A 22,652-nucleotide genomic window follows, 5' to 3' on the forward strand; every position below is an offset into this window, starting at 1 on the left:
CTTCTCTAGGTTTTACTTTGCTGACTTCCAGTTTTTGATACCAAACTCGCGCTTGAGCATGGCTTTGGCCCCAAGGAATCCGCCCATGCCGTGGACCGATGGTCCTGGAGGGGCTGCGGAGGAGATCAGATACAGTCCATTGGATTGTAGGTACCACGGGTCCAGCGAAATTCGTGGGCGTTTAATACTGCCCAGGAGATCCATGATGCCGCCAGAGAGATCTCCACCGATCAGTGCTGGATTCTGCTTTTCAAGCTCTTGCGCGTTGACCACGTGTTTTTCGAGGATGGTGTCAGAGAACCCGGGGGCCGCCCGCTGGATCATCGTTTCAATCGCTTTACTCATATCGGCGCGTGAGTTCAGCGGAACGTGGCAATAAGCCCAGATAACGTGCTGGCCGGCAGGGGCACGCGAGTCATCAAAGAGTGATGGTTGGGCCACGATGGTAAACGGCTTTTGCGAGCCAGCGCGTGCCGCGGCACGCTCTGCTCTGCCGACCTGAGCTGCGTTTCCCCCGAGATGCACGGTGCCTGCCGTTGCCAGTGTCGGGTCGCTCCACGGCACGGGCTCGGAGAGCACAAAGTGCACCAAGCAACTACCCGGCGAGCGCCGGGTGGCGATCATAGCGCTAGAGAGTTGATCCGAAAGATGACCTGCGCTGAGCTTGGCTGCTTCTTCGGCCGAGGTATCAAAAAGAATATTCTGCGCTGCCAGATCATCAATATGGTTCACACGCACACCGGTGTGAATTTGCGCGCCATGAGCCGTGGCTTCGGCAGCTAACGCATCACTGATGGCTTGGGAGCCGCCTCGTGGAATGGGCCAACCCTTGGCGTGCGCGGTAGCAGCTAGGAACAATCCAGCTCCGGCATTAGCTGGACCTCGTGATCCACCGGCAACGTGGGCAGCGCATCCGGCATACAAGGCGGCAGCCCGTTCGTACTTGCTGGACAGCAAGTTCTTAAACGCCATCCCGCCCAGCGAGCTAAGCGCAAAGGTCGCCAGTACCGATGGGTGAGAAGGGACTTTGAGCAGCGGGTTCAGCAGGGTATCGCTGAGCGAGTCGATCTGCTCAACTAACGGGGCAATTAGCTTTTGATAGTACTTCCCGTCCTCGCCGCCCAGTTCTTGCACCGTGCGGTCCAAGTCCTTGTAGGCATAGGCTGTGCCCTGATCAAGCACATGGGCGAAGGAGAGCTCCGGGACAATGAAGTCCACCTTGCCGTGGACACCCAATTCACGCATGGCCTGAGATTGAAGCGCCATCGGATGCACGGCGCTACCCAAATCAAACTTTGCTTCAGAGCCATCCAGACTCTGGGTTCTGGCAGCACCACCAATAGTTTCATTAGCTTCGTACACCTGAACGTTCAGTCCAGCCCGAGCCGCCACAGCGGCGGCCGCCAGCCCGTTAGGACCAGCACCGATTACGGCAACGTCAATCACTGTTGGCTCCCTGCAAATTTTTTAGCTTTCTTTTCCCCTGGCAACAATCCGCGCAGGGTAAATCGGTCTCGTGCACCAGCGAACTCTCCGGCCAACGGATCCAATTGGCCGACGGCCCGGATTGGATCTCGTCGTGGGTCCAGAATTGAGCGGGCCACCAAATACATCAGGTATGCGAGCATGAGCATATGCGCGGCCACAAGGAAGACGTACCCGGTTTCCGGGAAGGTCTTGATGGGATCTTCCGCGGAGAACGAGTCCAGATAGTTCCAAAGCCCGTAGAAGTGCGCTATTTCCACCAGCATCCAGATCACAAATTCTCTCCAGCGTGGCAAGGCCAGAACGAACAACGGGATCAGCCACACGATGAACTGCGGTGAGTAAACCTTGTTGACCATAACAAAAGAAGCAATGATCAAAAACGCCATGGAACCTAGCCGTGGAGTCTGTTTAGCCAACAGCCCCAGCAGCGCCACCCCTACGCAGCACAGGAAGAAGAGGATCAGCCCGTAGCGCGAAATCTGGTCCGCTTCAAAGATTGGAAGACCAGGGTTTTTGCCTGCCACTACATTCCAGGCGTGCCAGAAGCTAGAGAAACCCGCACCTCGTTCTGAGGAGAAGTTGAAGAAGTGCATAAACGAGTCGGGGAAGGCCAACGCATAGGGAAGGTTCACCAGTACCCACGTGGCAGCTGCAGTACCGGCGGTGATCCAGAATGTTTTGAATTTTCCGGTGCGGATGGCTAGAACCAGTAGTGCTCCGAGGATAAAGAATGGGTAGATCTTCATCGCCGCGCCCAGCCCGATTAGGACGCCGGCAAGTACCGTGTGCTTACGCGCAAAGGCGAGCATTCCTCCGGCTAGCAGGGCTACAGCCCACATATCCCAGTTGATGCTTCCGGCCAGGATGATACCCGGGGCAATGGCGATCATGGCCGCATCCCATGGTCGGCGTCCGGTCATGCGAACCGTGCAAATCACGGTGACCATCCACAAGATCGCGACCAGCAAGAGATTGATGTCGAAGTACATCAATGAGCGGTTAGCCACCGAGTGGGGAACAATCGAAGCCACGGCGGAAGCCACCGCGCTCATTAGAACCGGGTATTCAAATTCGGCACCGGAACTAAAAGGTGCCCAAGGATTATCGGCAAAGCCGCGAGCACCAAATAGTGGCACCCAGTCGCTGTAGCAGGCATAAACGTAGGGATTATTGCCACCCCAACCGCTGACTCGGCAGGGGTTCTTGGCCAGCAGCATCAGCAATGCTCCCACGGTGGTCATCAAAATGATGACTCTTTCCACGCTGAAGAACCCTGGATCTACTCGTCCGGGATCACTGCGCCGTCCTAAGGGACCACCGATGAGTGCGGTGAATTGGCGAAGGAAACCGTCGGCCCGTGATGGCACGGTGATACGCAGAGGTCCACGCTTGGGTGGTGACTGGTTAGGCTCGTGCATACTCTCCAGCCTAAATGCTTTGTCCTTGCTCACAGCTTTGAACACCAAAGTTTCATCCCAATACCTAGTGACGACGATGTTCGAAGCGGCAAAAACTCAGTCATAAGATTCACGTAAACCGCTTGCTGACCTCACATTCAGCAAATTTGCAGGTGATTACACCGTGACTTCACCCCTCGTTTACCTAAATACTCCCGGCTAGTTAACTAAGGCCCATAGCGTCGTATTTGTGAACGAAACCAATCAGCCAAGTGCCATGGCGATCATCCCCGCACGGGGAGGGTCCAAGGGCATCCGGCTCAAAAACCTGCGTGAGATCGGCGGCAAGTCGCTGCTCGGTCGAGCCATTGAATCAGCAAAGGCTGCGGCGACTGTCAGCGACGTCGTGGTCAGCACGGATCATGAACAGATCAAAGCCGAAGCACTTCGTTACGGGGCGCGAGTTGTTGACCGACCGGCAGATATCGCCGGGGATACGGCCAGCAGTGAGTCAGTCCTGGAACATGTCTTGGCAAACACCAACACGTTGCCAGCGGTGACCCTGTTCATTCAGTGCACCAGCCCGTTTATCGACCCAGCAGATCTCGACGCGGCCATCACCACGGTGACCTCCGGGCGCGCTGAGGTCAGCTTCGCAGCAGTGTCCGACCACGGATTCCACTGGGGACTTGATGAGCAGGGCGAGGCGGTGGCTATCGGGCACGAAAAGCTGCACCGCCCACGCCGCCAGGACCGCGAACCGCGCTTCCATGAAACCGGAGCGTTCTACGCCATGGAAACCGCAGGTTTCTTAGCTGCCGGACACCGGTTCTTCGGCCGGGTTCGAGTCCATGAGGTTCCCGCCGAACACGGTATCGACATTGATACCGAGGCAGACCTCAAGCTCGCCGAACTCACCGTCACCGATGCGCCAGCACCGATCGAAGTTGACGCTGTCATCACCGATTTTGATGGTGTGCACACCGCGGATACCGCTTATGTGGATGAACACGGCACCGAATCCGTTCGTGTTTCACGCTCCGATGGAATGGGAGTGGCTCGGCTTCGGGCCGCAGGAGTGAAGTTCCTGATCCTCTCCAAGGAGGCCAACCCGGTGGTTGCCGCCCGTGCAGCCAAACTAAAAGTTGAAGTGGCCCACGGTATCGAGAACAAAGCCGAATACCTGGCCCAGTGGTTGGCCGATGAATCGATCAACCCGGCACGAGTGGCCTATGTCGGCAACGACATCAACGACCTCGGCGCCATGAAACTTGTTGGCTGGCCCATTTCCGTGGCTGACGCCAACAACCAAGTGCACCAAGCTGCACGCCACCGCCTGACCCGCAAGGGCGGCTATGGGGCGGTGCGAGAACTAGCAGAGCTAGTGATCGCGGCACGCTCCACCACAAATTTCCCAAGTTTCACCCAATGAAAGGCAAGTCAATGACCTCCGTGACCACCGATATCAAGCCAGTAGCCATCGGCGAATCCCAGCTCGGCGCAGGCCAGCAGGTCTACGTCATCGGCGAAATCGGCATCAACCACAATGGTGACATCGAGATCGCCAAGCAGCTGATTGATGTTTCGGCTGAGGCCGGCGCCAACGCAGTGAAGTTCCAAAAGCGCACCCCGGAAATCTCCACCCCCACCGATATGCGTGACAAGATCCGCTCCACCCCATGGGGCGATATGACCTACCTGGACTACCGCTACCGCGTTGAGTTTGATGCAGCTCAGTACAAGGAGCTCATCTCCTACGCAGCTTCCAAGGGTCTACACGCTTTTGCTTCCCCATGGGACGTTCCTTCGGTTGAATTCATGGAAGAGCAGGGTGCAGTCACCCACAAGGTAGCTTCGGCATCGGTCACCGACATCGAGCTGCTCAAGGCACTGGCAGAAACCGGCAAGCCAATCATTCTCTCCACTGGCATGTCCACCATCGAGCAGATCGACAAGGCCGTTGAGACCTTGGGTACTTCCAACCTGGTCATGATGCACGCCACCAGCACCTACCCACTGCCTCCAGAAGAGGCTAACCTGCGCATGATCGAAACCCTGCGCGATCGCTACCAGGTTCCAGTGGGCTACTCGGGCCATGAGCGCGGCCTGCAGATCTCGCTGGCAGCTGTGGCACTGGGCGCTGTGACCGTGGAGCGTCACATCACACTGGACCGCACCATGTGGGGTTCGGATCAGGCTTCCTCGCTGGAGCCAAAGGGCTTCGAGTCGCTGATCCGCGACATCCGCATCCTCGAGCAGGCCATGGGTGACGGCGTGAAGAAGGTCTTCCCAGGCGAGTTGGCTCCACTGAGCCGCCTGCGCCGCGTCGACGCATAATCTCAGTTCTCCCCGTGACTTCTCGGCGGCCGAACCTTCCCGGTCCGGCCGCCGAGTGTCATTAGTTTTCACTTCATCACTTAGCACCAACCAAAGGAAGCCAGTCCCGCCATGACGAGCCCGATCCCTGGCCGCATATCCGTGGTCATCCCGGCCTACAACCAGGAGGCGTACATCTGCGACGCGCTGGCTTCCCTTTCACGCCAACAGCTGGGCCGTTGGGAGATGGAAGTGCTCGTGGTTGACGATGCTTCCACCGACGCCACCGCCGCCTTAGTCCAGTCGTACCTGGACTCAGTCCCCGGGCTTAAGCTGATCACGTTGGAAGAAAACGTCGGAGTTTCAGCTGCCAGAAATATCGCGTTGGAACAGGTCACTGGCGAGTTTTACACTTTCTTGGATCCAGATGATTGGTATGGCCCGCAGCATCTGGCTACCCTTGCGGACACCTTGAGCAACTTGCACGTTGATTTTGTACGCTGCGACCACGTCCGCGTCAGTGGCACCACCCGCGTGATTTTCCGTGCTCCTCAAGCCTTGCGTGGCATCGTGCTAAATCCTGCTGATGACATTGAGCCAATCGATTCACCGTCCATGGTGGACTACCCCTACTCATGGGCCGGGATGTACCGCACCGAGCTCATGCGCAGCATCGGCTGCTTCTACTTTGATGAGCAGCTGCAATCTGCCGAGGATCGTCCATGGATCTGGAAGCTGCACCTAGATACCTCACGCTATGCAGTTATCTCCTCCCCCAGCGTCTTCTACCGACGCGGACTACCTAGTTCCCTCAGCCAGGTTTTTGACGAGCGCCAGTTAGGTTTCCTCGAGGCCTATAAACAAGTGCTCGCTGCCGTACGAGAACACCCAGATTCCGCCCGCCATCTTCCCAAGGCTTTGCGGCAGTTCTTCGCCATCGTGTGCCACCACGAGAAGCGTTCCAAGAACTATCCACCGCAGGTACGACTGACCATCAAGCAGCAGCTGCGAGAAATCTTCAGCGACATCGACGTCACCGTTGCCCACCAAGTAGTACTCGAAATGGATGTTGCCCGGCGCCGGCATATCCTTTCCTACCTCCAGCCAGGGAAGATCGGGGTCAGCAAGTGATCGCACTGATTGAAGCCAGCAGCTACTTCCAGCTCGCTTCTTTGGCCGCGATGGCCGATGCAGGACTGCTTCCAGAAGCAGATGAGTACGTTTTAGTTTTGGTTAATGGCTCACAGGTTCCAGAACTAACCACCGCGTTAGATCAGGTTCCAGGCTTTGAAAAACTTGCCTCGCGTTTTGATCGGGTGGTGGACTTCGCTGCACTGCTGGCCCCGCGCCGCCCTTTTCAGTTCAACCCGCGTGAAGACGAATTACACATTTTTGAGCGCCTGCTGCGCCAAGCGTGGAACCTCGGTGACGGACCACTGACCTTGGTTTTGGAATCGATTCAGGTCAACCCTGCCCGCGCCCTGGCTCGCATCTTCTTTGATGCACAATTATGGGTTCACTCGGACGGGCTCATGTCCTATGGTCCAACCCGTTCCAGGTTGGCTATGCCGTTGCGTCAACGTTTGATGGGAACAATCCATGTGGATCTAGTTCCCGGTTTGGAACCGCACCTGCTCGCCGAGCTCGAGCCGGCACGCAAAGAACTTCATACCGAGCAGTTGGCTCAAGTTTTCACCGAACTCGCTACCGATGCTCATTTTGATTTGCCTGCATCCTCGGCGCTGATCCTCGGACAGTACCTCGGATCCCTTGGATTGATGGATTCCGAAGAAGAGTTTGATCTTCACGTCCAGATGCTCCAAGTTGCCATAGACCGTGGGCTGAGTACCGTCTTGTTTAAGGCGCACCCTTCAGCCAGTGCCACCTCGGCTGCGCGGTTGGCTACTGTCGGCGCTGAATTGGGATTAGATTTCCGAGTGTTGAACACAGATCATCTGGCAGAAACGGTGATCACTGCGGTGCGACCGAAGGTTGTTATCTCTTGCTTCTCCACCGGCCTGGCCACGGCCAGATACATTCTTGATACCGAGGTCCATGCCGTGGGCACCGGCATGATGCTCCAGGCGCTGGCTCCCTATGAGAATTCGAACCGTATTCCACTCTCGATCATTCATGCCCTGTTTGTTCAGGGCCTGCCAGCTCCTACACACAGCGAAACTGATGACCAACTTTCGGCATTGCTGACAGCCGTGGCGTACTGCATGCAGCCTAATCAGTTACCTGAATTGCGTGAGGCCGCTGAAGAGTTCCTGGCCGCCAACTACCTTGATTTCTCTGAACACTTCAAGCGCCGTCGCATCACCAAGTTGGATCTGCCACCACGCTTCGTTCATCTGGCCCCTGCGCGACGTACCTTGCCGTCTAAGGTTCGTTCAGCCTCGCGTCGAGTCTTGCGTAAAGGGTCAAAGAGACTTGATAAATTGTCCAGATCCCTGGGCCGACTGGCAAAATGACCCTCACCATGATGAAACTGACCCAGCATGATACTCACGAAGTTCCACGGCCTCGCTTTGGCACGGCACACGTGTGGGTTGAATCCCCCTTGCAGTTACTCTCTGCCGTAGAAACTCACGCGGCAGGGCTCCTTGGTACGAACATTAGGGTCGTCCCACGTTTGGGCATGCCTCTGGAGGCAACCACCGAAGCGTTGCTGGCTCGTGCACCGGATGGTGTTCACTTTGAACCGGCCGCACGCAAACCACCTCATCCTAAAAGCTCTTCGGACCGTTATGTGACCGGAGATGCCTATTCGGGAAAGGTGCAGCGCAGTTTGCTGGCCGGAGTTAAAGCCAAAGAAATCATCATCATCGATGACGGGCTAGCAACCTTGGCACTGATCAAGCAGCTCATTAGCGATACTCCGGTGCCCTTGGTCCGCGCTCGAGCCAAGAATTCGGCAGCACGAGTTGCCATGGGTCTTGCTACCTGGCATCGGTTGCGCCAGCTGGCACGTGAAGAGCGACTGTTGATCGTCTCGGCGCTTTTTGTTGATCCTCCGACTCGTCAGAAGATGACCGCGTTGGGAATCAAGTTCGCTCAACACAAGTTTGAGTGGCTCGCTACTCAGCCGGTGGCCGAAAGTTTCACCGAACCAACCCTTTTGATCGGTTCAGCCATGGTTGCCGATCAGTTGATTCACGAACAGCCCTACCTGCAGTGGGTTGAACAGATCGCTTCGGAAGGTCCGGTGGCCTATTTCCCGCACCGACGTGAGACCCCACAGTTGCTGGAAAAGATTGCCAAGATTGATCAAGTAGTACTCAAGGAACATACGGTGCCCATTGAAATGCGCCTTCGTGTGCTGCGTCCCGGCCAGGAAATCCGGGCGCTTCCTTCCACGGTCATCCCTTCACTGCGATTGCTGCTGGGATCTGATGCGCGATTCCTTTACCCGCAGGCGGTTCCTGAACATTGGTGGACCGACGATACAGAACTTGAACTTCGTGAACACCTATCCAGTTCGTTGAAGGTGTGAAGACACTAATGAAACCCTCTATTCTTGCTATTGCCGACTCAGATTCATATCTGAAAATGGCAACAAGTTTTTTGCACCGTCTAGGCCCTGAATGGGACCGGAAAATCTATTTGGCACGCACCCCGGTCATGCCAACTGCGCAGCAAATCGCGGCAGCCTTCGAAGGAACCGATTTAGATCCAGCTGCGCTCGAGGTCATTCAGCTTTCTCAGCTCAACGCCGATACGGTGGCGCAAAACCTTGTTTTTGCCTCGGCAACTGGCCCTGTTGTCGCTGAAATTTACTCACGGATACTACGTACCGAACCAATTGACGGACGTTGCACCGCACTAATTTCTGCTCTGCCTGGTGTCGCCTACCCTGCGACTCGTAAGGGCTGGAATTACCGTCGCGCCGGCGATGCGTTTATTTGTCATTCTCATGCCGAAGCTCGCGATTTTTCCTATATGACCGAGCTAAGCGAGGGGCATCAGCCAACCATCATGGTCAGCAAGCTGCCGTTCTTGCACTCCATTGGTTTCCCTCCGGTCCAGGAGCACCAGTTCAGTCGTCTGGTGTTTGCACCTCAGGCCAAGGTTCCAGAGACTGAACAGCAGCGTGAATCCATCTTGTTAGCGTTGGAAAAGGCTAGCCAGATGAATCCGGGCCTCGAGGTTTTAATCAAGCTTCGTGCCAAGGCGGGTGAACCGCAGACGCATATGGAGGCCTATCCCTATGACAGTCTGTTCGATAACCTCAAAGCTCAAAAGCTGATCAGTTCAGAATCACGGATTCGCTTTGATGCGGGATCAATGAGCGAAGCCCTGGTTCCGGGCAGTGCATTGGTCACCGTGTCATCTACTGCCGCTTTAGAGTCCATTGATCGAGGTTTACCCACGATGGTGCTCTCTGATTTTGGCGTCAGTACTCAGATGATCAATACCGTATTTACTGCCTCGGGAATCATCGGGAATTTGAATGACGTTGTTTCCTTGAATTTCGGTGAACCCAGCAAAGCTTGGTTGAGGGAAAACTACTTCCACCGCATGGATCGCAGCTTCATTCAGTCCCTCGAGGTGTTGGCTCAGCGGGCGAACGAGGGCAAGCTACGCACTGACCATGAGATGTTGGCCTTTATTCGCCGACAGCCTCTGCGTCATCGCCTGCGCACGTCTTTGCCATCTCCGGTGGTCAAGGTGTTACTGAAGGTTCGTCGTAGCTACCAACGCTCACGTGGTAGCAACACTAGAACTATGTCATGAGTGTATGCTAAATTGGTACTGACATACATTTTGGCCTGACTTCCAGCTAGGAGACACGAGTAAAAGTCTTTTTACTTCTGTACAAAATGGCCGTCCTTGTTAACTCAGCTTCGACCATCAACCGTTGACCGTAGTCGCCAGGGTCCGCCCTCCTCAGCATTAGATTTGTAATGTCTTGGCTGGTTGGGAATGTTCTGGTCTTCATAAGGCTTAATAGCTTCAAGGGCAATCTCCAGCATGTGCTTTTGATGCGCCCTAAAGTCCGAAGGTCTTACACATTTTCAAAGGAGCCCATGTGTCAGCAAACTCGATCCGTGTTGCCATCATTGGAGTAGGCAACTGCGCCACTTCACTTATCCAAGGTGTTGAGTACTACCGAAATGCGGACCCAGCGGTCAGCGTTCCAGGTCTTATGCATGTGCAGTTCGGCCAGTACCACGTTGGTGACGTTCAGTTCGTTGCTGCCTTTGACGTTGATGCCAAGAAGGTCGGCCTCGATCTCGCAGAAGCAATTCTGGCCAGCGAAAACAACACCATCAAAATCGCTGATGTTCCTACGACCGGGGTTACGGTGCAGCGCGGTCACACCCTTGATGGGCTAGGCAAGTACTACCGCGAGACCATCGAAGAGTCTGCTGCGCAGCCGGTAGATATCGTTGCGCAGCTAAAGGAAAACAAGGTGGACGTCCTAGTCTGCTACCTTCCCGTTGGATCTGAGCAGGCCGCCAAGTACTACGCTCAGTGCGCGATTGATGCCGGCGTTGCTTTTGTTAATGCCTTGCCAGTGTTCATCGCTGGCACTCCCGAGTGGGCTGCGAAATTCACCGAAGCGGGCGTCCCAATTGTTGGCGACGATATCAAGAGCCAGATCGGTGCGACTATCACCCACCGTGTGATGGCCAAGTTGTTTGAAGACCGAGGCGTAGTGCTCGACCGCACCTACCAACTGAACGTTGGCGGCAACATGGATTTCAAGAACATGCTCGAGCGCGACCGTTTGGAATCAAAGAAGATCTCCAAAACTCAGGCAGTCACCTCAAATACTTCGGCTCAACTGGCCACTGACGATGTTCACATCGGCCCGAGCGACTACGTTGCTTGGTTAGATGACCGGAAGTGGGCTTTTGTTCGCCTCGAGGGACGCAATTTCGGAGATGCTCCAGTGAATTTGGAGTACAAGCTAGAAGTTTGGGACTCACCAAACTCTGCAGGTGTCATCATCGATGCGGTACGCGCAGCCAAGATCGCCCTCGATCGCGGCATCGGTGGCCCAATTTTGTCTGCATCGAGCTACTTCATGAAGTCGCCACCCGAGCAGTACGACGATGAAACAGCACGCAACAAAGTCGAGGCCTTCATCCGCGGCGACGTGGAACGCTAGTTCTCACTACCAAAACACCCTTAGATGCGGAGAAGCCCGCCGGCTTGCAGGCCGGCGGGCCTCTGAGCATTAATATGCGAGTTCATTATGGGGTACCTCTGATTCGACGGACGGACAACGGTAATGGCGTTGTCGCGGATCAACGAATACGTAGGTACATCTCTACGGGCACATGGTTTTTCAGTTCACGCTCACGCATGCGACGGTTAAATTCTGTGCTGTCGAGGTTTTTCAACTTGCGACTGGCTTGTCGATTTTTCATTTGTTTTCCCTCCCTTCGTTAACTTTCGAAGGGTTGGGAAGATCTTGTCGCGTCGTGGAGATTGCGCGAGCCTTGAGGCTTTCGGGTCCTGCGAAGATAAGTTCCGAGGTGCGAACAGCCTGTTGAGCGGATGAGGAAAACAGGAGGCTAGACATGAAAAAAGTTCCTAAGGTGGGAGTCGATTACTGACTTTCAACCTCAGGAACTTGGGTGGGGATCACCGTGTTCTAGGAATCCACTGTTCCGGAGGTTGGAGAGAAAAGGCCGTGATTGCCGGTAGACATAAAGTCACCGTCAATTCGCCATGTGCGATGAGTTGAAATATCCAGATTGATATTCATCTTTTCTCCACCTCCTAAGATCTATTTGTTGGCCAGCCGCGAATCACCACGGGGCCTGCTAATAAGTTTCATCGATCCGCAAGTCTCATTGAGACTTCCCAATCACAGTATTCAGCATACATTGATTGCACAGGCTCCGCCACTAATTAGGTCAAAAAGTTTAAGAACTTTTTTCGAGCATGAAAAAGCACCCGGCCCCTTGAGGGTGCCGGATGCTCATTCTGTCTCTGTGCTTGTCAGCAGTTACTCTTCGGTAATTGCTTCCTGCGCTTCAGGCTGCTCGCTCCACCAAGCTCGTAGCTGCTCAATGGCAGCATCTTCACCCAGCGGACCTTCATCCAAACGAAGCTCGAGCAAGAACTTGTAGGCACGACCAACTACCGGCCCAGGCTTGATGCCCAAGATGCCCATAATCTGCTGCCCGTCCAAGTCTGGACGGATCGACTGCAGCTCTTCCTGCTCAGCAATCTGCGCAATGCGTGCCTCGAGATCATCGTAGGCAAAGGCCAGTCGATCCGACTTCTTGCGATTGCGCGTGGTGACATCCGAACGGGTCAGGCGGTGCAGGTACTCAAGCAAGTCACCGGCATCGGTAACGTAGCGGCGCACCGCAGAGTCAGACCAGCCTGCTTCGCCGTAACCATAAAACCGCATGTGCAGCTCAACGAGCCGAGCCACAGCTTTGGTGGTTTCCTTATCAAAACGCAGGGCCCGCATGCGCGCCTTGACCATCTTGGAGCCAACCATGTCGTGATGGCGGAAAGACACCGCGCCGTTAGGTTCAAACTTGCGTGTGGCCGGCTTGCCAATGTCATGCATCAACGCTGCAAAGCGCAGAACAAAGTTGGGTCCAGGCACTGGGCCATCTTGATCCGTTTCCATCGAGACGGCCTGCTCGAGCACAGTCAATGAGTGCTGGTAGACATCCTTGTGCCGATGGTGCTCATCAATTTCTAGGCGCAGTGCTGAAACTTCAGGCAGTACTCTGTCAGCCAACCCGGTCTCAACCAGCAGGTTGATGCCCGCCCGAGGATCTGTTCCCTTGATCAGCTTCACCAATTCGTCACGCACACGCTCCGCGGAAATGATCTCAATACGTTCGGTCATCTCGCTCATGGCCTGACGAACCTCGGCGCTGACTTCAATCTGCAGCTGCGAAGCAAAACGCGCTGCACGCATCATGCGCAATGGATCATCCGAGAAGGAAATATCCGGAGCACCTGGAGTCCTGATCGACTGATCTCTCAACGAGGACACCCCATCAAAGGGGTCCACCAGTTCAAGATCTGGCAATCGAAGTGCCATCGAGTTCATGGTGAAGTCACGGCGGAACAGGTCATCGTGCAGGTTATCGCCAAAGGCAACAATTGGCTTACGCGATTGGCTGTCGTACGCATCTGCCCTATAGGTGGTGACTTCCAAAGTATGCTCGCCCTTTTTGAAGGCGATAGTGCCGAACTCTCGACCCACATCCCAGATATTGTCGGCCCAACCGGAGATCACCTTAATGGTTTCTTCCGGGCGCGCGCTGGTGGTGAAGTCTAGGTCCGGGGATACTCGACCCAAGTAGAGATCTCGGACCGGTCCACCCACCAGAGACAACTCATGGCCCGCCGCCACAAAACGGTCGGCCAAGTCGAAAATAACCGAGGGCAGGATTTGACGTAATACGTCAGGTGAGGGAAGTGCATGCATAGTTACTTAAGCGTGCCAGAAATCTGGGCAAAATGCTTGAAAATGCGCTGAAATTGCTTGCGATATAACTTACTTGTCCACGTCGATAAAGCGAACGAGGCCACTTTCTCGATAGAGTGGATCCATGAACCGACCGATCCCGTCTGCCCCAAAGCGCACCCCATTGACTGCGTCAATGGCTCGTGCGCAGGCAACTGGCGGTCATACAAGCTTGCCAACGGTGGAAGAAGTCTCTTCCGGCGGCATTGTGATCGACTTCAACGCACCCAAACTCCCCGTCGCAATTATCGCCCGGTATAACCGTGGCGGACGGCTGGAATGGTGCCTGCCCAAGGGTCACCCCGAGGGAATAGAAAACAATGAGGAAGCGGCTATCCGCGAAATCGAGGAAGAGACCGGCATCGCCGGAAAGATCCTTGCCCCGTTGGGTTCGGTCGATTACTGGTTCACCGTGACCAATTACCGGGTGCACAAAACTGTGCACCATTTCCTGCTGGAAGCTACTGGCGGACAACTAACGATCGAGAACGACCCCGATCACGAAGCCGTCGATGTTGCCTGGGTACCTCTTGATGCCCTAGGCAAACGCCTGTCCTTCCCTAATGAACGCCGGATCGCTGATCTGGCACGCGAGGTTCTTACAAAGCATGTCTCAGGTTCCTAATTCTTCTGCGGGCTCCGATCAGCAGCCAATGACCGGGGCCATGGACTTAGTCGCCGAACCTCCCCAGCAGCTGCATACCCAGCAGGGACGCTCACGCTCTAAGATCTACGCCCTGATGGCCTCGGGAACCATGGTTTCGCGTCTGTTGGGCTTTGCTCGCACCGCGTTGCTGGCGATGGCTATTGGTTCGGTCACCTCGGTGGCCGATATTTTCGAAAAAGCCAACGTCATCCCGACGATCATCTACATGTTGCTCGCCGGTGGCGTCTTCAACGTGGTGCTGATCCCGCAGCTGATCAAGGCGTCCAAAGCTAAAGACCGAGGTGCTGCGTACACCTCAAAGCTTTTGACCTTGGTTGTGGTGGTGATGGGGCTGCTCACCCTGGTCCTGACCATCTGCGCTAAACCGTTGATCATCGCGCTGACCAACAACTGGACCGACCCGATGATCATGCTGGGCACCGCGTTTGCCTATTGGTCTCTTCCACAGATCTTCTTCTACGGGCTCTACGCGGTACTAGGCCAGGTACTCAACGCCAACGGGCGATTTGCCGCCTTTATGTGGGCCCCGGCGGTCAACAACATCATTCAGCTACTAGTCATTGGCGCCTTCATCCTGACCTTCGGCGCCTACTCTTCGGGCGATCCGATGCAGGACTGGAGCGCGGTCAAAACCATGTGGCTTGCCGGTGGCTCCACCCTAGGCATTGTGTTGCAGTCCTTGGTGCTCTTCTGGCCACTGAAGAAGGTCGGCATTAAGCTGAGCTTTGACTTTGGCTGGCGCGGCATGGGCCTGCGCCACGTGGGCAAGCTGGCCATCTGGACCTTGGGCGCCATGGTCATCGGCAACCTCTCCTCGTTGCTGTACTCCAAGATCGTCTCTGGTGCCACCGCAGCTCGTGCCTCCATGGCTCCCGAACAGGCCGCCTCGGTGGCCGGTGAGTACGCGCTGAATACCTCGCAGCTGATCACCGTTTTGCCACACTCGCTGTTCGCGCTGACCGTGGCCACCGTGCTGTTTAACGACTTCGCAAGAGCCTTCACCGAAAAGCGCTACGCCGATGTTGGCCAGCTACTGAACCGCGGCATGCGCTCTACCGCCATCCCAATCGTCTTCTGCACCATCGTGTTTATCGTGCTTGCCGGTCCGCTGGGTCGACTGTTTGCTGGCTCCTCGGAGAACGCCGCGCAAGCCGCCGGAGCACTGGGCCAGTTGTTGGTTCTCACAGCCTTGGGCCTGCCATTTAAGTCCCTGCAGTTCTTCATGCTGCGCGTGTTCTACGCCGAAGAAGATACCCGCACCCCGATGCTGATCCAGTCCGCCACCGCGGCGGTTGGCCTAATCTTGGCCTTCACCGCAGCAGCCGTGATTGACCCAATGCACATCGCTGCGGCCATTGCCTTCATCTACGGCCTGACCAACGTGCTCTCCTGCATCGGCACCCACTTCCTGGTTAAGCGCCGCTACGGAAACTACGGTGTGCAGTCGGTGATCGATACCTATGTTCGCATCGGTTGGATGGCTACGCTCTCCGGCGCAGTGGGCTGCTTGGTGCTGTGGCTACTGGGTGGATTCAGCTTCGGATTTGCCTACTCCTCGCTGATCAACGCCATAATTTCGATCATTGCGGTGGCCGGAACCATGGGTGTTGTCTACATCGGATTACTCCACAAAACCAAGGTGCCGGAGCTTGATGGCTTCCTCGGTCCAATCCTTCGAAGAATCCCAGGATTCAAGCGCTAAAAAACCTTGGAAACTTGCCAGTGATTCTGCGCAAGATTGGCACCAAATCGGCCCCGCTGACAGGTAACATGACAGGTGGTGGTCTGAGTACTGCTACCGAAGAACAATCAACCCTTGGAGATGCACGTGGCGCAGCCAATCGATGTCGGCTCTGTCCTCAGCGGCCGTTACCAGGTCACTGAGACCGTCCTTTCATCAGCTGAAGGTGACTTGGTACTTGCAGGCATTGACCAAGTACTTAATCGCTCCGTCAGCATCATGGTGGCTTCGGCCGAGAACTCCTCTCAGCTGGCCGCTAGTGCCCGCGAAATTGCGATGGGTGAACGCGCCTCCAACGTCCAGGTACTGGACCTTGGCATCACCGACACCAACCAGAGCTACCTCGTGGCCAATGTGGCACGCTCTTCGGACCTGTTGGACCTAGTTCTCGAGTCCGACGACGCACCCTACGTTGAACCGTTCTTCACCGACACCTTGGGCACTGAGATCTTCGGCGTGACCCGTCAGTCCGCCCCAGAGTCTTACGAGGACGACAACCAGTACGAGGTCGAGCCTGCTGAACAAAACAAGTTCGGCACCGCCTTCTCCAGCGGTTTTGCCGGTCTGAAGAACCGCTTCGGCAAGAAAAACCAAGACCAGGCCAATGGCCAGCAGTCGGACCAGACCGCTCCTAACGAGCAGGTTCCGGCTACCACTGCCCACCCTGTGGCTTCCACCGAGCCACCGACCACCGAGGGTCAGCCAGCGGTTACCCGTCTTGATGATCAGGACGACGAGCCAAACGTCACCGCCACCGCAGCCTTAGCTGCCGCCGCCCAGTCAAAGGGTGATACCCCAGCGGCTGCAAAGCCAGCTGACGCAAAGTCGGATTCGACTCAGTCTGATTCGCCCAAGTCCGAGTCCGCCAAATCAGATTCCACCAAGCCTAAGGCCGCTGCTGGCGCCGCCGCCGGAACCGCAGCAGGTGCCGCTGCAGCAAAGCCAGCTCAGCAGCCAGTTCAGAAGCCAGCTGCGGATAACAAGCCTGTTGAGGACGAGCAGAAGCCCGCCAAGAAGAAGGGTGCCGGTGTAGCCGGAGCCGCAGCAGGTGCCGCGGGCGCTGTTGCTGCTGGTGCAGCCGCTGTTGCAGCCAAGGCATCAACTTTCCCAGCCGCCGCCAAAAACGTTGTCATCCCAAACCAGGCTGCGGCCACCGGGCAAGAAGATGATGAGTCGACGTCCAAGGGCACTCGCATTGTGGTTGGCGCGGTTCTGCTGATCATCTTGATCCTTGCCGTGGTCTTCGCCTTCAACTTCCTTGGTGGCGATAAGGAAACTACTGCCGATACCACCAACGAGCCTCAGCAGTCCGCTGCTCCTTCCGAGTCGGCCAAGCCGAAGGAATCCTCCGAGCCGGCCTTGCCAAAGCCTGTAATTTCGGATATTTCACGACTGGTTCCTGGTAACCAGCAGTTGAATGCTGAAACCGATGGCAAGCTGGCCAACATGGTCGACGGCAACGCCTCGAGCACCTATGACACCTTTACCTACACCACCAGCAACTTCGGTGGCTTCGCCTCGAATATGGTCTTCATCCTCGAGCTCAAGGACAAGGCGGCCATCTCCGAGGTGAACTTGGAAGGTTTGAATGGCACCGGCGGTGACTACGAGATCCTCGTTGGTGATTCCGATGATCTGGGCAATGCTAAGTCTGTAGCCAAGGGCTCATTCTCCGGCCCATCGGTCTCCGTGGCCGTGAAGGACGGGGATAAGGATTCCATGAAAGGCTCCTACGTCTTCCTCGATGTCACCGACCTGCCTCGTAAGGCATCGGGCAGCAACTCATCGCGACCATACGGTCTGCAAATCGGTGAATTCTCCGCCAAGTAACAGTAGCGGAATTTTTTAGCAAAGCCATACGTTGAGGTGGATAGTGAGGTAAAGCCTCGCTATCCACCTCGCAATTTTAGGACGAAAGGGTTCTATCCCCGTGACTTCAGCACAGAACGACGAAATCCGCGACGTAATCATCGTCGGCTCCGGCCCGTCGGGTTATACAGCTGCGATTTACACCGCCCGTGCGAACCTTAAACCTCTGGTTATCGCAGGTTCGGTTACAGCTGGTGGCGAACTGATGAACACCACCGAGGTGGAGAACTTCCCAGGTTTCCCAGAGGGCATCATGGGCCCGGACTTGATGGACAACCTGCAGAAGCAGGCTGAGCGCTTTGGCGCTGAGATCTTGTTCGACGACGTTACCGAAATGGACCTGAAAGGCGACATCAAGACCTTGTCGCTGGCTGATGGCACCACCTACCGTGCACATGCCGTCATCGTCTCCACCGGCTCCGCATACCGCGAGCTGGGCCTAGAAGACGAGAAGCGCCTCTCCGGCCACGGCGTCTCCTGGTGCGCTACCTGCGACGGTTTCTTCTTCCGCGAGCAGAATATCGCCGTCATCGGCGGTGGCGACTCAGCCATGGAAGAGGCACTGTTCCTGACCAAGTTTGCTGCCAAGGTCACCGTTGTACACCGCCGCAGCGAGCTGCGCGCATCCAAGATCATGGCAGATCGCGCCCTGGCCCACGAGAAGATTGACTTCGTTTGGGACTCAGCGGTTGTCGGCATCAACGGCGAGGATAAGGTTCAGAGCATCGCACTGAAGAACCTCGTCAACGGCGCCGAGAGCACCCTGGACGTCACCGGTATCTTTGTTGCCATTGGCAATGACCCACGCGTTGATCTCGTCAAGGATCAGCTCGAGCTGACTTCCGAGGGCACCATCGCCGTCGAAGGACGTACTTCGAAGACTTCACTGCCAGGCGTATTTGCTGCAGGCGACGTCATCGATTCCACTTACCGCCAGGCAATCACCGCAGCCGGTTCCGGCTGCGCCGCTGCACAGGACGTGGAGCACTACCTGGCCAACATCACCACCGAAACCGTAGCTACCGTCTAAGTAGATTTCTCAGAAAGGGGTTGTCTCTCATGAGCAACGCAAAAGCAGTAACTGAAGCAACCTTCCAGAGCGAAGTTCTGGATTCCGAAAAGCCAGTCATCGTCGATTTCTGGGCAGAGTGGTGCGGTCCTTGCCGCCAGCTTGGTCCAGTACTGGATCAGATTGCTGAAGAGCACGCTGAAAAGGTAGACGTTGTAAAGATCAACGTTGACGAGAACCAGGGCATCGCCGCTAAGTACGGCATCACCAGCATCCCTGCTGTTTACGTTTTCAAGGGTGGCGAGCACGTAGCTACCTCGATCGGTGCTAAGCCAAAGGCTGTCATCGAAAAGGACTTTGCAGAGTACCTGTAAGTCACTAGCTTTACCAGAAGGGGGATCGGCCATCGGCCGGTCCCCCTTTTCTCGTCTCAGCATGTTTTCAGACCTTAGCTGGGGTTAGGATGAACTAGGTGCCTCTCCTGAGAGCTATTTGGAGCACGAGATGCAGTATGAAAGTTATTTGCTTTGTTTTTCTAGTTACTCTAACTTGAAACTACAATTCTGACCTCGCCGGGCTCAGGAAAGTGGTTCGTTCAAAGCGTCTGCCGGTGGTTGCCAAAAAATGCATCCTCTACGATCGAAAATGGTATTTGCATTTCTCTCAAGTCAGCCAGAGCGACCCTTCTAACTGCAGTAGATTCCCTCGGGAGGAAAACTAGCTCCTCGTTCCACGGTGTAAGTCTGCTTTGTAGATCCCATCAATTTTCATTTTCACGACTCTGTCAGATCAACGCGTTAGACCTATGTGTAGTTGTCGATTAAAACGTCGGTATTTTTGCTCTCCGAGTTCCGCACAGAAATGTTTTGAACCGAGATGGAATCTTGAGCTTCGAGCCACCGATGCTGACAACGACAACTCCTCCCCTGAACGCACAAGCTGGCAAAGACACATCCTCGATACGATCTTCGTGCCCTCGACGTCTAGCTTCACCCCGCTGTCCCGGTTGCTGTCCGAGACCCTCACGGAACATACGAACAGACTCAACTGAACAAATCTTTTCAAATTTCCCATAGGCACTATCTAGTCCAAGTTTCAGTTCAACCAACCTGGTGGCGAGGAGATCATCGCGCTCATAGGAGCTCTTCCTCAAAGCTGGACGTAGTCTCTACACCCCACATGAAACTCAGCTGGTCTTCACTAGATCTTGGAGAGCCATACGTCAGCCAGCTGCTCGCTCTCCCCCAGAGTTCGTGAGCTTTCCTTCGACGCTCGGTGTACGTCGTCTAGCGCCGCGAGTTCAGCTTCCTGATGCGTTCTGCCGACAAGACTTGCACTAATCGCGGTTCCAATTGCCTAGAGCATGCGCTCGATAGGTCCATAACTTGTTCCTGTAGCCAACCCCTAACCTTCTTGGATCGCTGGACAGCCTAGAATCGGCTTCTGGAGGCCGTATGGGCCTCAAACGTGGAACCGCGGAGCCTCTCACGAGAGAGGAGGGTCTGGAGGCTCCTGAGGGGGCCGTAGAGCGCCTAAGGGGTGCTCAGTTGTCCTAGAGAGTTCTGCTAAGCATTCAGGCGCTTGAAACACGCGTGTTCGACGCTTTTGTTCGCATGAAACTAGACCAATGGTATCCAGTCCTTACGAGCTGGAACTCTTGTCCCAGTCATGCTGTACAGCAGAAGTTATCGGCCCATGAACCACGCAAGTCCCTCTGGGCCCGCCCGATCATGGTCGCCCGATCCAGGGTTACTCCGGCATAAGATGCTGCCACTCCTGATGGCTCAATGCATGAAGTCAGGACCAACGCTTAGGTCACAACGTTGAGCACACGGCATGCGTCGATTTCGATCTGCCAGACCGTCACTCAGCGTGGGCTCGGAATAGCGTGCATCCGCCAAATACTCGCATATCCCTATGTGCTATGCCGTCTCTTTTGGACACGCTTCCCGCTCTCATTCTTCGACACCATATAGCCCCTCGGCCTCATTTGAATGGCCAACTAAACTTCACTCGGCTTCCCCAGAACAATGTGAGCACTATGTTGTCTTGGATGGATACCAATCTCGGGGCGACCTAAACTGCATTCTAGGATTTCTGAAGATCTTTGCCACCAGTCCGCTTGGATGTTTCACGTGAAACGTACGGCAATCCGTCGCTGGAAGTGCCTGCACAGTTACGCATTATTCATCACTGTTTCACGTGAAACATCGATGCAGTTCGTCGTGCCCATCCATTACCTGAACTGCTCAGCTTGGATGGAATCTACTCGGTGCGCTCCCCTCTGTCCACAGTCCTGCCGTTCATTGCTATGCAAACGAACTGGCGGCAAAGGATGGATCGTGTTTCAACAACGAACCCGCAGCGCCCATGATGCTCAGCTTTACAGTACGAGACACAGATACTGATCGGCACTAATACATAATCATCGAACAGGAAACCTCGGAGCCCCCAATAATGATTGAAGGAAAGACCTGAACTACCCCATCGCCCCCGCAGGTCTCAGAAAGACCTAGGAAAGCCATCCGAACACGGATGTTTCACGTGAAACGTCAGAACCTGGACCGAACTACGTGTCCGCAGTCGGGGGCACGCCCACGGAGAGATCATTCAAGCCTGAACCCTGACACAGGCACGAAGTCACTGCGTAGATCAAGGACCACTCCCCTTCGGTGTACTGATTCAGTTTCGTAAACCTATCGTGCTTCCAGCTGAAGCTCATCAGCTGCTTGAAAAACCCGTCAGTATTCGTCGCGGAGGTCGAGAGCTCACACTTTTGGTGCGTCTTGGTGAATCTACAGACCAGCAACTCAGCGCAGGCGATCCTGATCAGAAACCCGTGGCTAGTCGAAACTGATTGCTTCAATTCCGACTCGCCGCAACTGTCGATCCGCGAATCATGTCAGATACACCTATCCCCTATCCGTCTCAGTGATCGCATTTCATGTTTGAAGCATCACCGCTCCCATATCTGATGACGCGCTAGACACTGAGAACCTCCGTGCAGAAGCCAAAACGATCTCTAACCTAATGAATCCTGATCATCGTGTATTGCAATCTCAGAGAGGTGGAACAGTTATGTAGTTCCTTGGAGACTTGTGACAGCGAATCAGGAACCACGTTTTTAGAAGATAGCCACGCTACTTCAGTTGAAGCCCGTGGTTCTATTCCTCGCGACAGACAATCTTTCCTACCCCAGGGGCACTCCCCCTACGGTGTTGTTGCAGTCCGAGCGAAAGAATATCTCCACGCATGCATGGGCCAGATAGCTACACAGAGTCGGCCAGCAAGATCATTAGTGGTTTGCGTTGCAGCATGCGACGTTGTAGCTACACCCTCGCAGTTCAACGCCGACTCATCTGAATCTGACATCTCCACCGTGATTCCTTCAGGGACCTCTTCATCTCAATAGTGGCGCTACATCTTGGAGACAAATTTGCGGCTGACGGACTGGATCCTTCTGTCGTTCCTAGACTCGCTCTAAGCCCGGATCCCCTGCAACCGAACTTTCGCCGATTGCGGTCGCATAAATCTGTAGTCCTGCGTCGTCAAACGTTGAAATCGTAATGTTTCACGTGAAACTTCACGGCTAATCACCCTATCAATCGTCTGTCCCCTCGATCGCAGGACTGGAGAGGCCTGTACCCCAGGTCTGTGCATTCGTCAGCCCCGTCAGGTACCACTGGTAGGACTGAATAGGATTTCCTTCG

The 22,652-nt window shown here is 55.3% G+C and carries 16 protein-coding genes; 12 read left to right on the forward strand and 4 right to left on the reverse strand.

Annotated elements, in window-relative coordinates:
* Positions 1-12 precede the first annotated feature (12 nt).
* Together AC1Z3F_RS13780 and AC1Z3F_RS13785 are read right to left on the reverse strand one after the other, a co-directional pair.
* Positions 13-1,446 carry a phytoene desaturase family protein gene (locus tag AC1Z3F_RS13780; protein ID WP_483566084.1) on the reverse strand — a complete coding sequence of 478 codons (1,434 nt, stop codon included), beginning with the start codon at positions 1,444-1,446 and terminating at the stop codon, positions 13-15.
* The gene (locus tag AC1Z3F_RS13785; RefSeq protein WP_483566085.1) at positions 1,443-2,906 is read right to left on the reverse strand and encodes a glycosyltransferase family 87 protein; all 1,464 of its coding nucleotides are present in this window, start codon (positions 2,904-2,906) and stop codon (positions 1,443-1,445) included. The genes AC1Z3F_RS13780 and AC1Z3F_RS13785 overlap by 4 nt, the downstream gene beginning before the upstream one ends.
* A 229-nt stretch (positions 2,907-3,135) precedes the next feature.
* Between AC1Z3F_RS13785 and AC1Z3F_RS13790 the strand changes: the two genes are divergently transcribed.
* The 7 genes from AC1Z3F_RS13790 to AC1Z3F_RS13820 all read left to right on the forward strand — a co-directional run bounded on the left by AC1Z3F_RS13790 (position 3,136) and on the right by AC1Z3F_RS13820 (position 11,319).
* Positions 3,136-4,317 carry a cytidylyltransferase domain-containing protein gene (locus AC1Z3F_RS13790; RefSeq protein WP_483566086.1) on the forward strand — a complete coding sequence of 394 codons (1,182 nt, stop codon included), beginning with the start codon at positions 3,136-3,138 and terminating at the stop codon, positions 4,315-4,317.
* Between the two features lie 11 nt (positions 4,318-4,328).
* The gene (locus AC1Z3F_RS13795; protein WP_131089635.1) at positions 4,329-5,222 is read left to right on the forward strand and encodes an N-acetylneuraminate synthase family protein; all 894 of its coding nucleotides are present in this window, start codon (positions 4,329-4,331) and stop codon (positions 5,220-5,222) included.
* Between the two features lie 111 nt (positions 5,223-5,333).
* The gene (locus tag AC1Z3F_RS13800) at positions 5,334-6,332 is read left to right on the forward strand and encodes a glycosyltransferase family 2 protein (RefSeq protein ID WP_483566087.1); all 999 of its coding nucleotides are present in this window, start codon (positions 5,334-5,336) and stop codon (positions 6,330-6,332) included.
* A complete protein-coding gene (locus tag AC1Z3F_RS13805) occupies positions 6,329-7,675 on the forward strand; it encodes a polysialyltransferase family glycosyltransferase (RefSeq protein ID WP_483566088.1) in 1,347 nt (448 codons plus the stop codon). Before AC1Z3F_RS13800 ends, AC1Z3F_RS13805 begins: the two co-directional genes overlap by 4 nt.
* Positions 7,672-8,697 carry a hypothetical protein gene (locus AC1Z3F_RS13810; RefSeq protein WP_131089638.1) on the forward strand — a complete coding sequence of 342 codons (1,026 nt, stop codon included), beginning with the start codon at positions 7,672-7,674 and terminating at the stop codon, positions 8,695-8,697. The genes AC1Z3F_RS13805 and AC1Z3F_RS13810 overlap by 4 nt, the downstream gene beginning before the upstream one ends.
* Before the next feature lie 8 nt (positions 8,698-8,705).
* Positions 8,706-9,938: a DUF6716 putative glycosyltransferase gene (locus AC1Z3F_RS13815; protein WP_483566089.1), complete on the forward strand. Its 1,233-nt coding sequence runs from the start codon at positions 8,706-8,708 to the stop codon at positions 9,936-9,938.
* 295 nt (positions 9,939-10,233) lie between these two features.
* Complete coding sequence (locus AC1Z3F_RS13820; protein ID WP_483566090.1) at positions 10,234-11,319, forward strand: inositol-3-phosphate synthase; 1,086 nt, start codon at positions 10,234-10,236, stop codon at positions 11,317-11,319.
* A gap of 139 nt (positions 11,320-11,458) precedes the next feature.
* On the opposite strand, the gene AC1Z3F_RS13825 is transcribed toward AC1Z3F_RS13820, so the two are convergent.
* Together AC1Z3F_RS13825 and AC1Z3F_RS13830 are read right to left on the reverse strand one after the other, a co-directional pair.
* Positions 11,459-11,581 (reverse strand): hypothetical protein, encoded by a 123-nt coding sequence (locus AC1Z3F_RS13825; protein ID WP_262198890.1) that lies wholly within the window; start codon positions 11,579-11,581, stop codon positions 11,459-11,461.
* A 584-nt stretch (positions 11,582-12,165) separates the two neighbouring features.
* Entirely contained in the window at positions 12,166-13,617 is a 1,452-nt protein-coding gene (locus tag AC1Z3F_RS13830; RefSeq protein WP_483566091.1) for a CCA tRNA nucleotidyltransferase, read from the reverse strand.
* Between the two features lie 124 nt (positions 13,618-13,741).
* On the opposite strand from AC1Z3F_RS13830, the gene AC1Z3F_RS13835 reads away from it, so the two are divergent.
* The 5 genes from AC1Z3F_RS13835 to trxA all read left to right on the forward strand — a co-directional run bounded on the left by AC1Z3F_RS13835 (position 13,742) and on the right by trxA (position 19,316).
* Positions 13,742-14,281: an NUDIX domain-containing protein gene (locus AC1Z3F_RS13835; protein ID WP_131089642.1), complete on the forward strand. Its 540-nt coding sequence runs from the start codon at positions 13,742-13,744 to the stop codon at positions 14,279-14,281.
* On the forward strand, positions 14,265-16,025 hold the full coding sequence (murJ, locus tag AC1Z3F_RS13840) for a murein biosynthesis integral membrane protein MurJ (RefSeq protein ID WP_483566092.1): 1,761 nt from the start codon (positions 14,265-14,267) through the stop codon (positions 16,023-16,025). The genes AC1Z3F_RS13835 and murJ overlap by 17 nt, the downstream gene beginning before the upstream one ends.
* A gap of 126 nt (positions 16,026-16,151) precedes the next feature.
* Entirely contained in the window at positions 16,152-17,894 is a 1,743-nt protein-coding gene (locus AC1Z3F_RS13845) for a hypothetical protein (protein ID WP_483566093.1), read from the forward strand.
* A gap of 100 nt (positions 17,895-17,994) precedes the next feature.
* Positions 17,995-18,963, forward strand: a complete 969-nt coding sequence (gene trxB, locus AC1Z3F_RS13850; protein ID WP_483566094.1) for a thioredoxin-disulfide reductase — start codon at positions 17,995-17,997, stop codon at positions 18,961-18,963.
* A gap of 29 nt (positions 18,964-18,992) precedes the next feature.
* Positions 18,993-19,316: a thioredoxin gene (gene trxA / locus AC1Z3F_RS13855; RefSeq protein WP_131089644.1), complete on the forward strand. Its 324-nt coding sequence runs from the start codon at positions 18,993-18,995 to the stop codon at positions 19,314-19,316.
* Positions 19,317-22,652: the final 3,336 nt, after the last annotated feature.

The organism is Glutamicibacter sp. MOO4, from assembly GCF_056934395.1.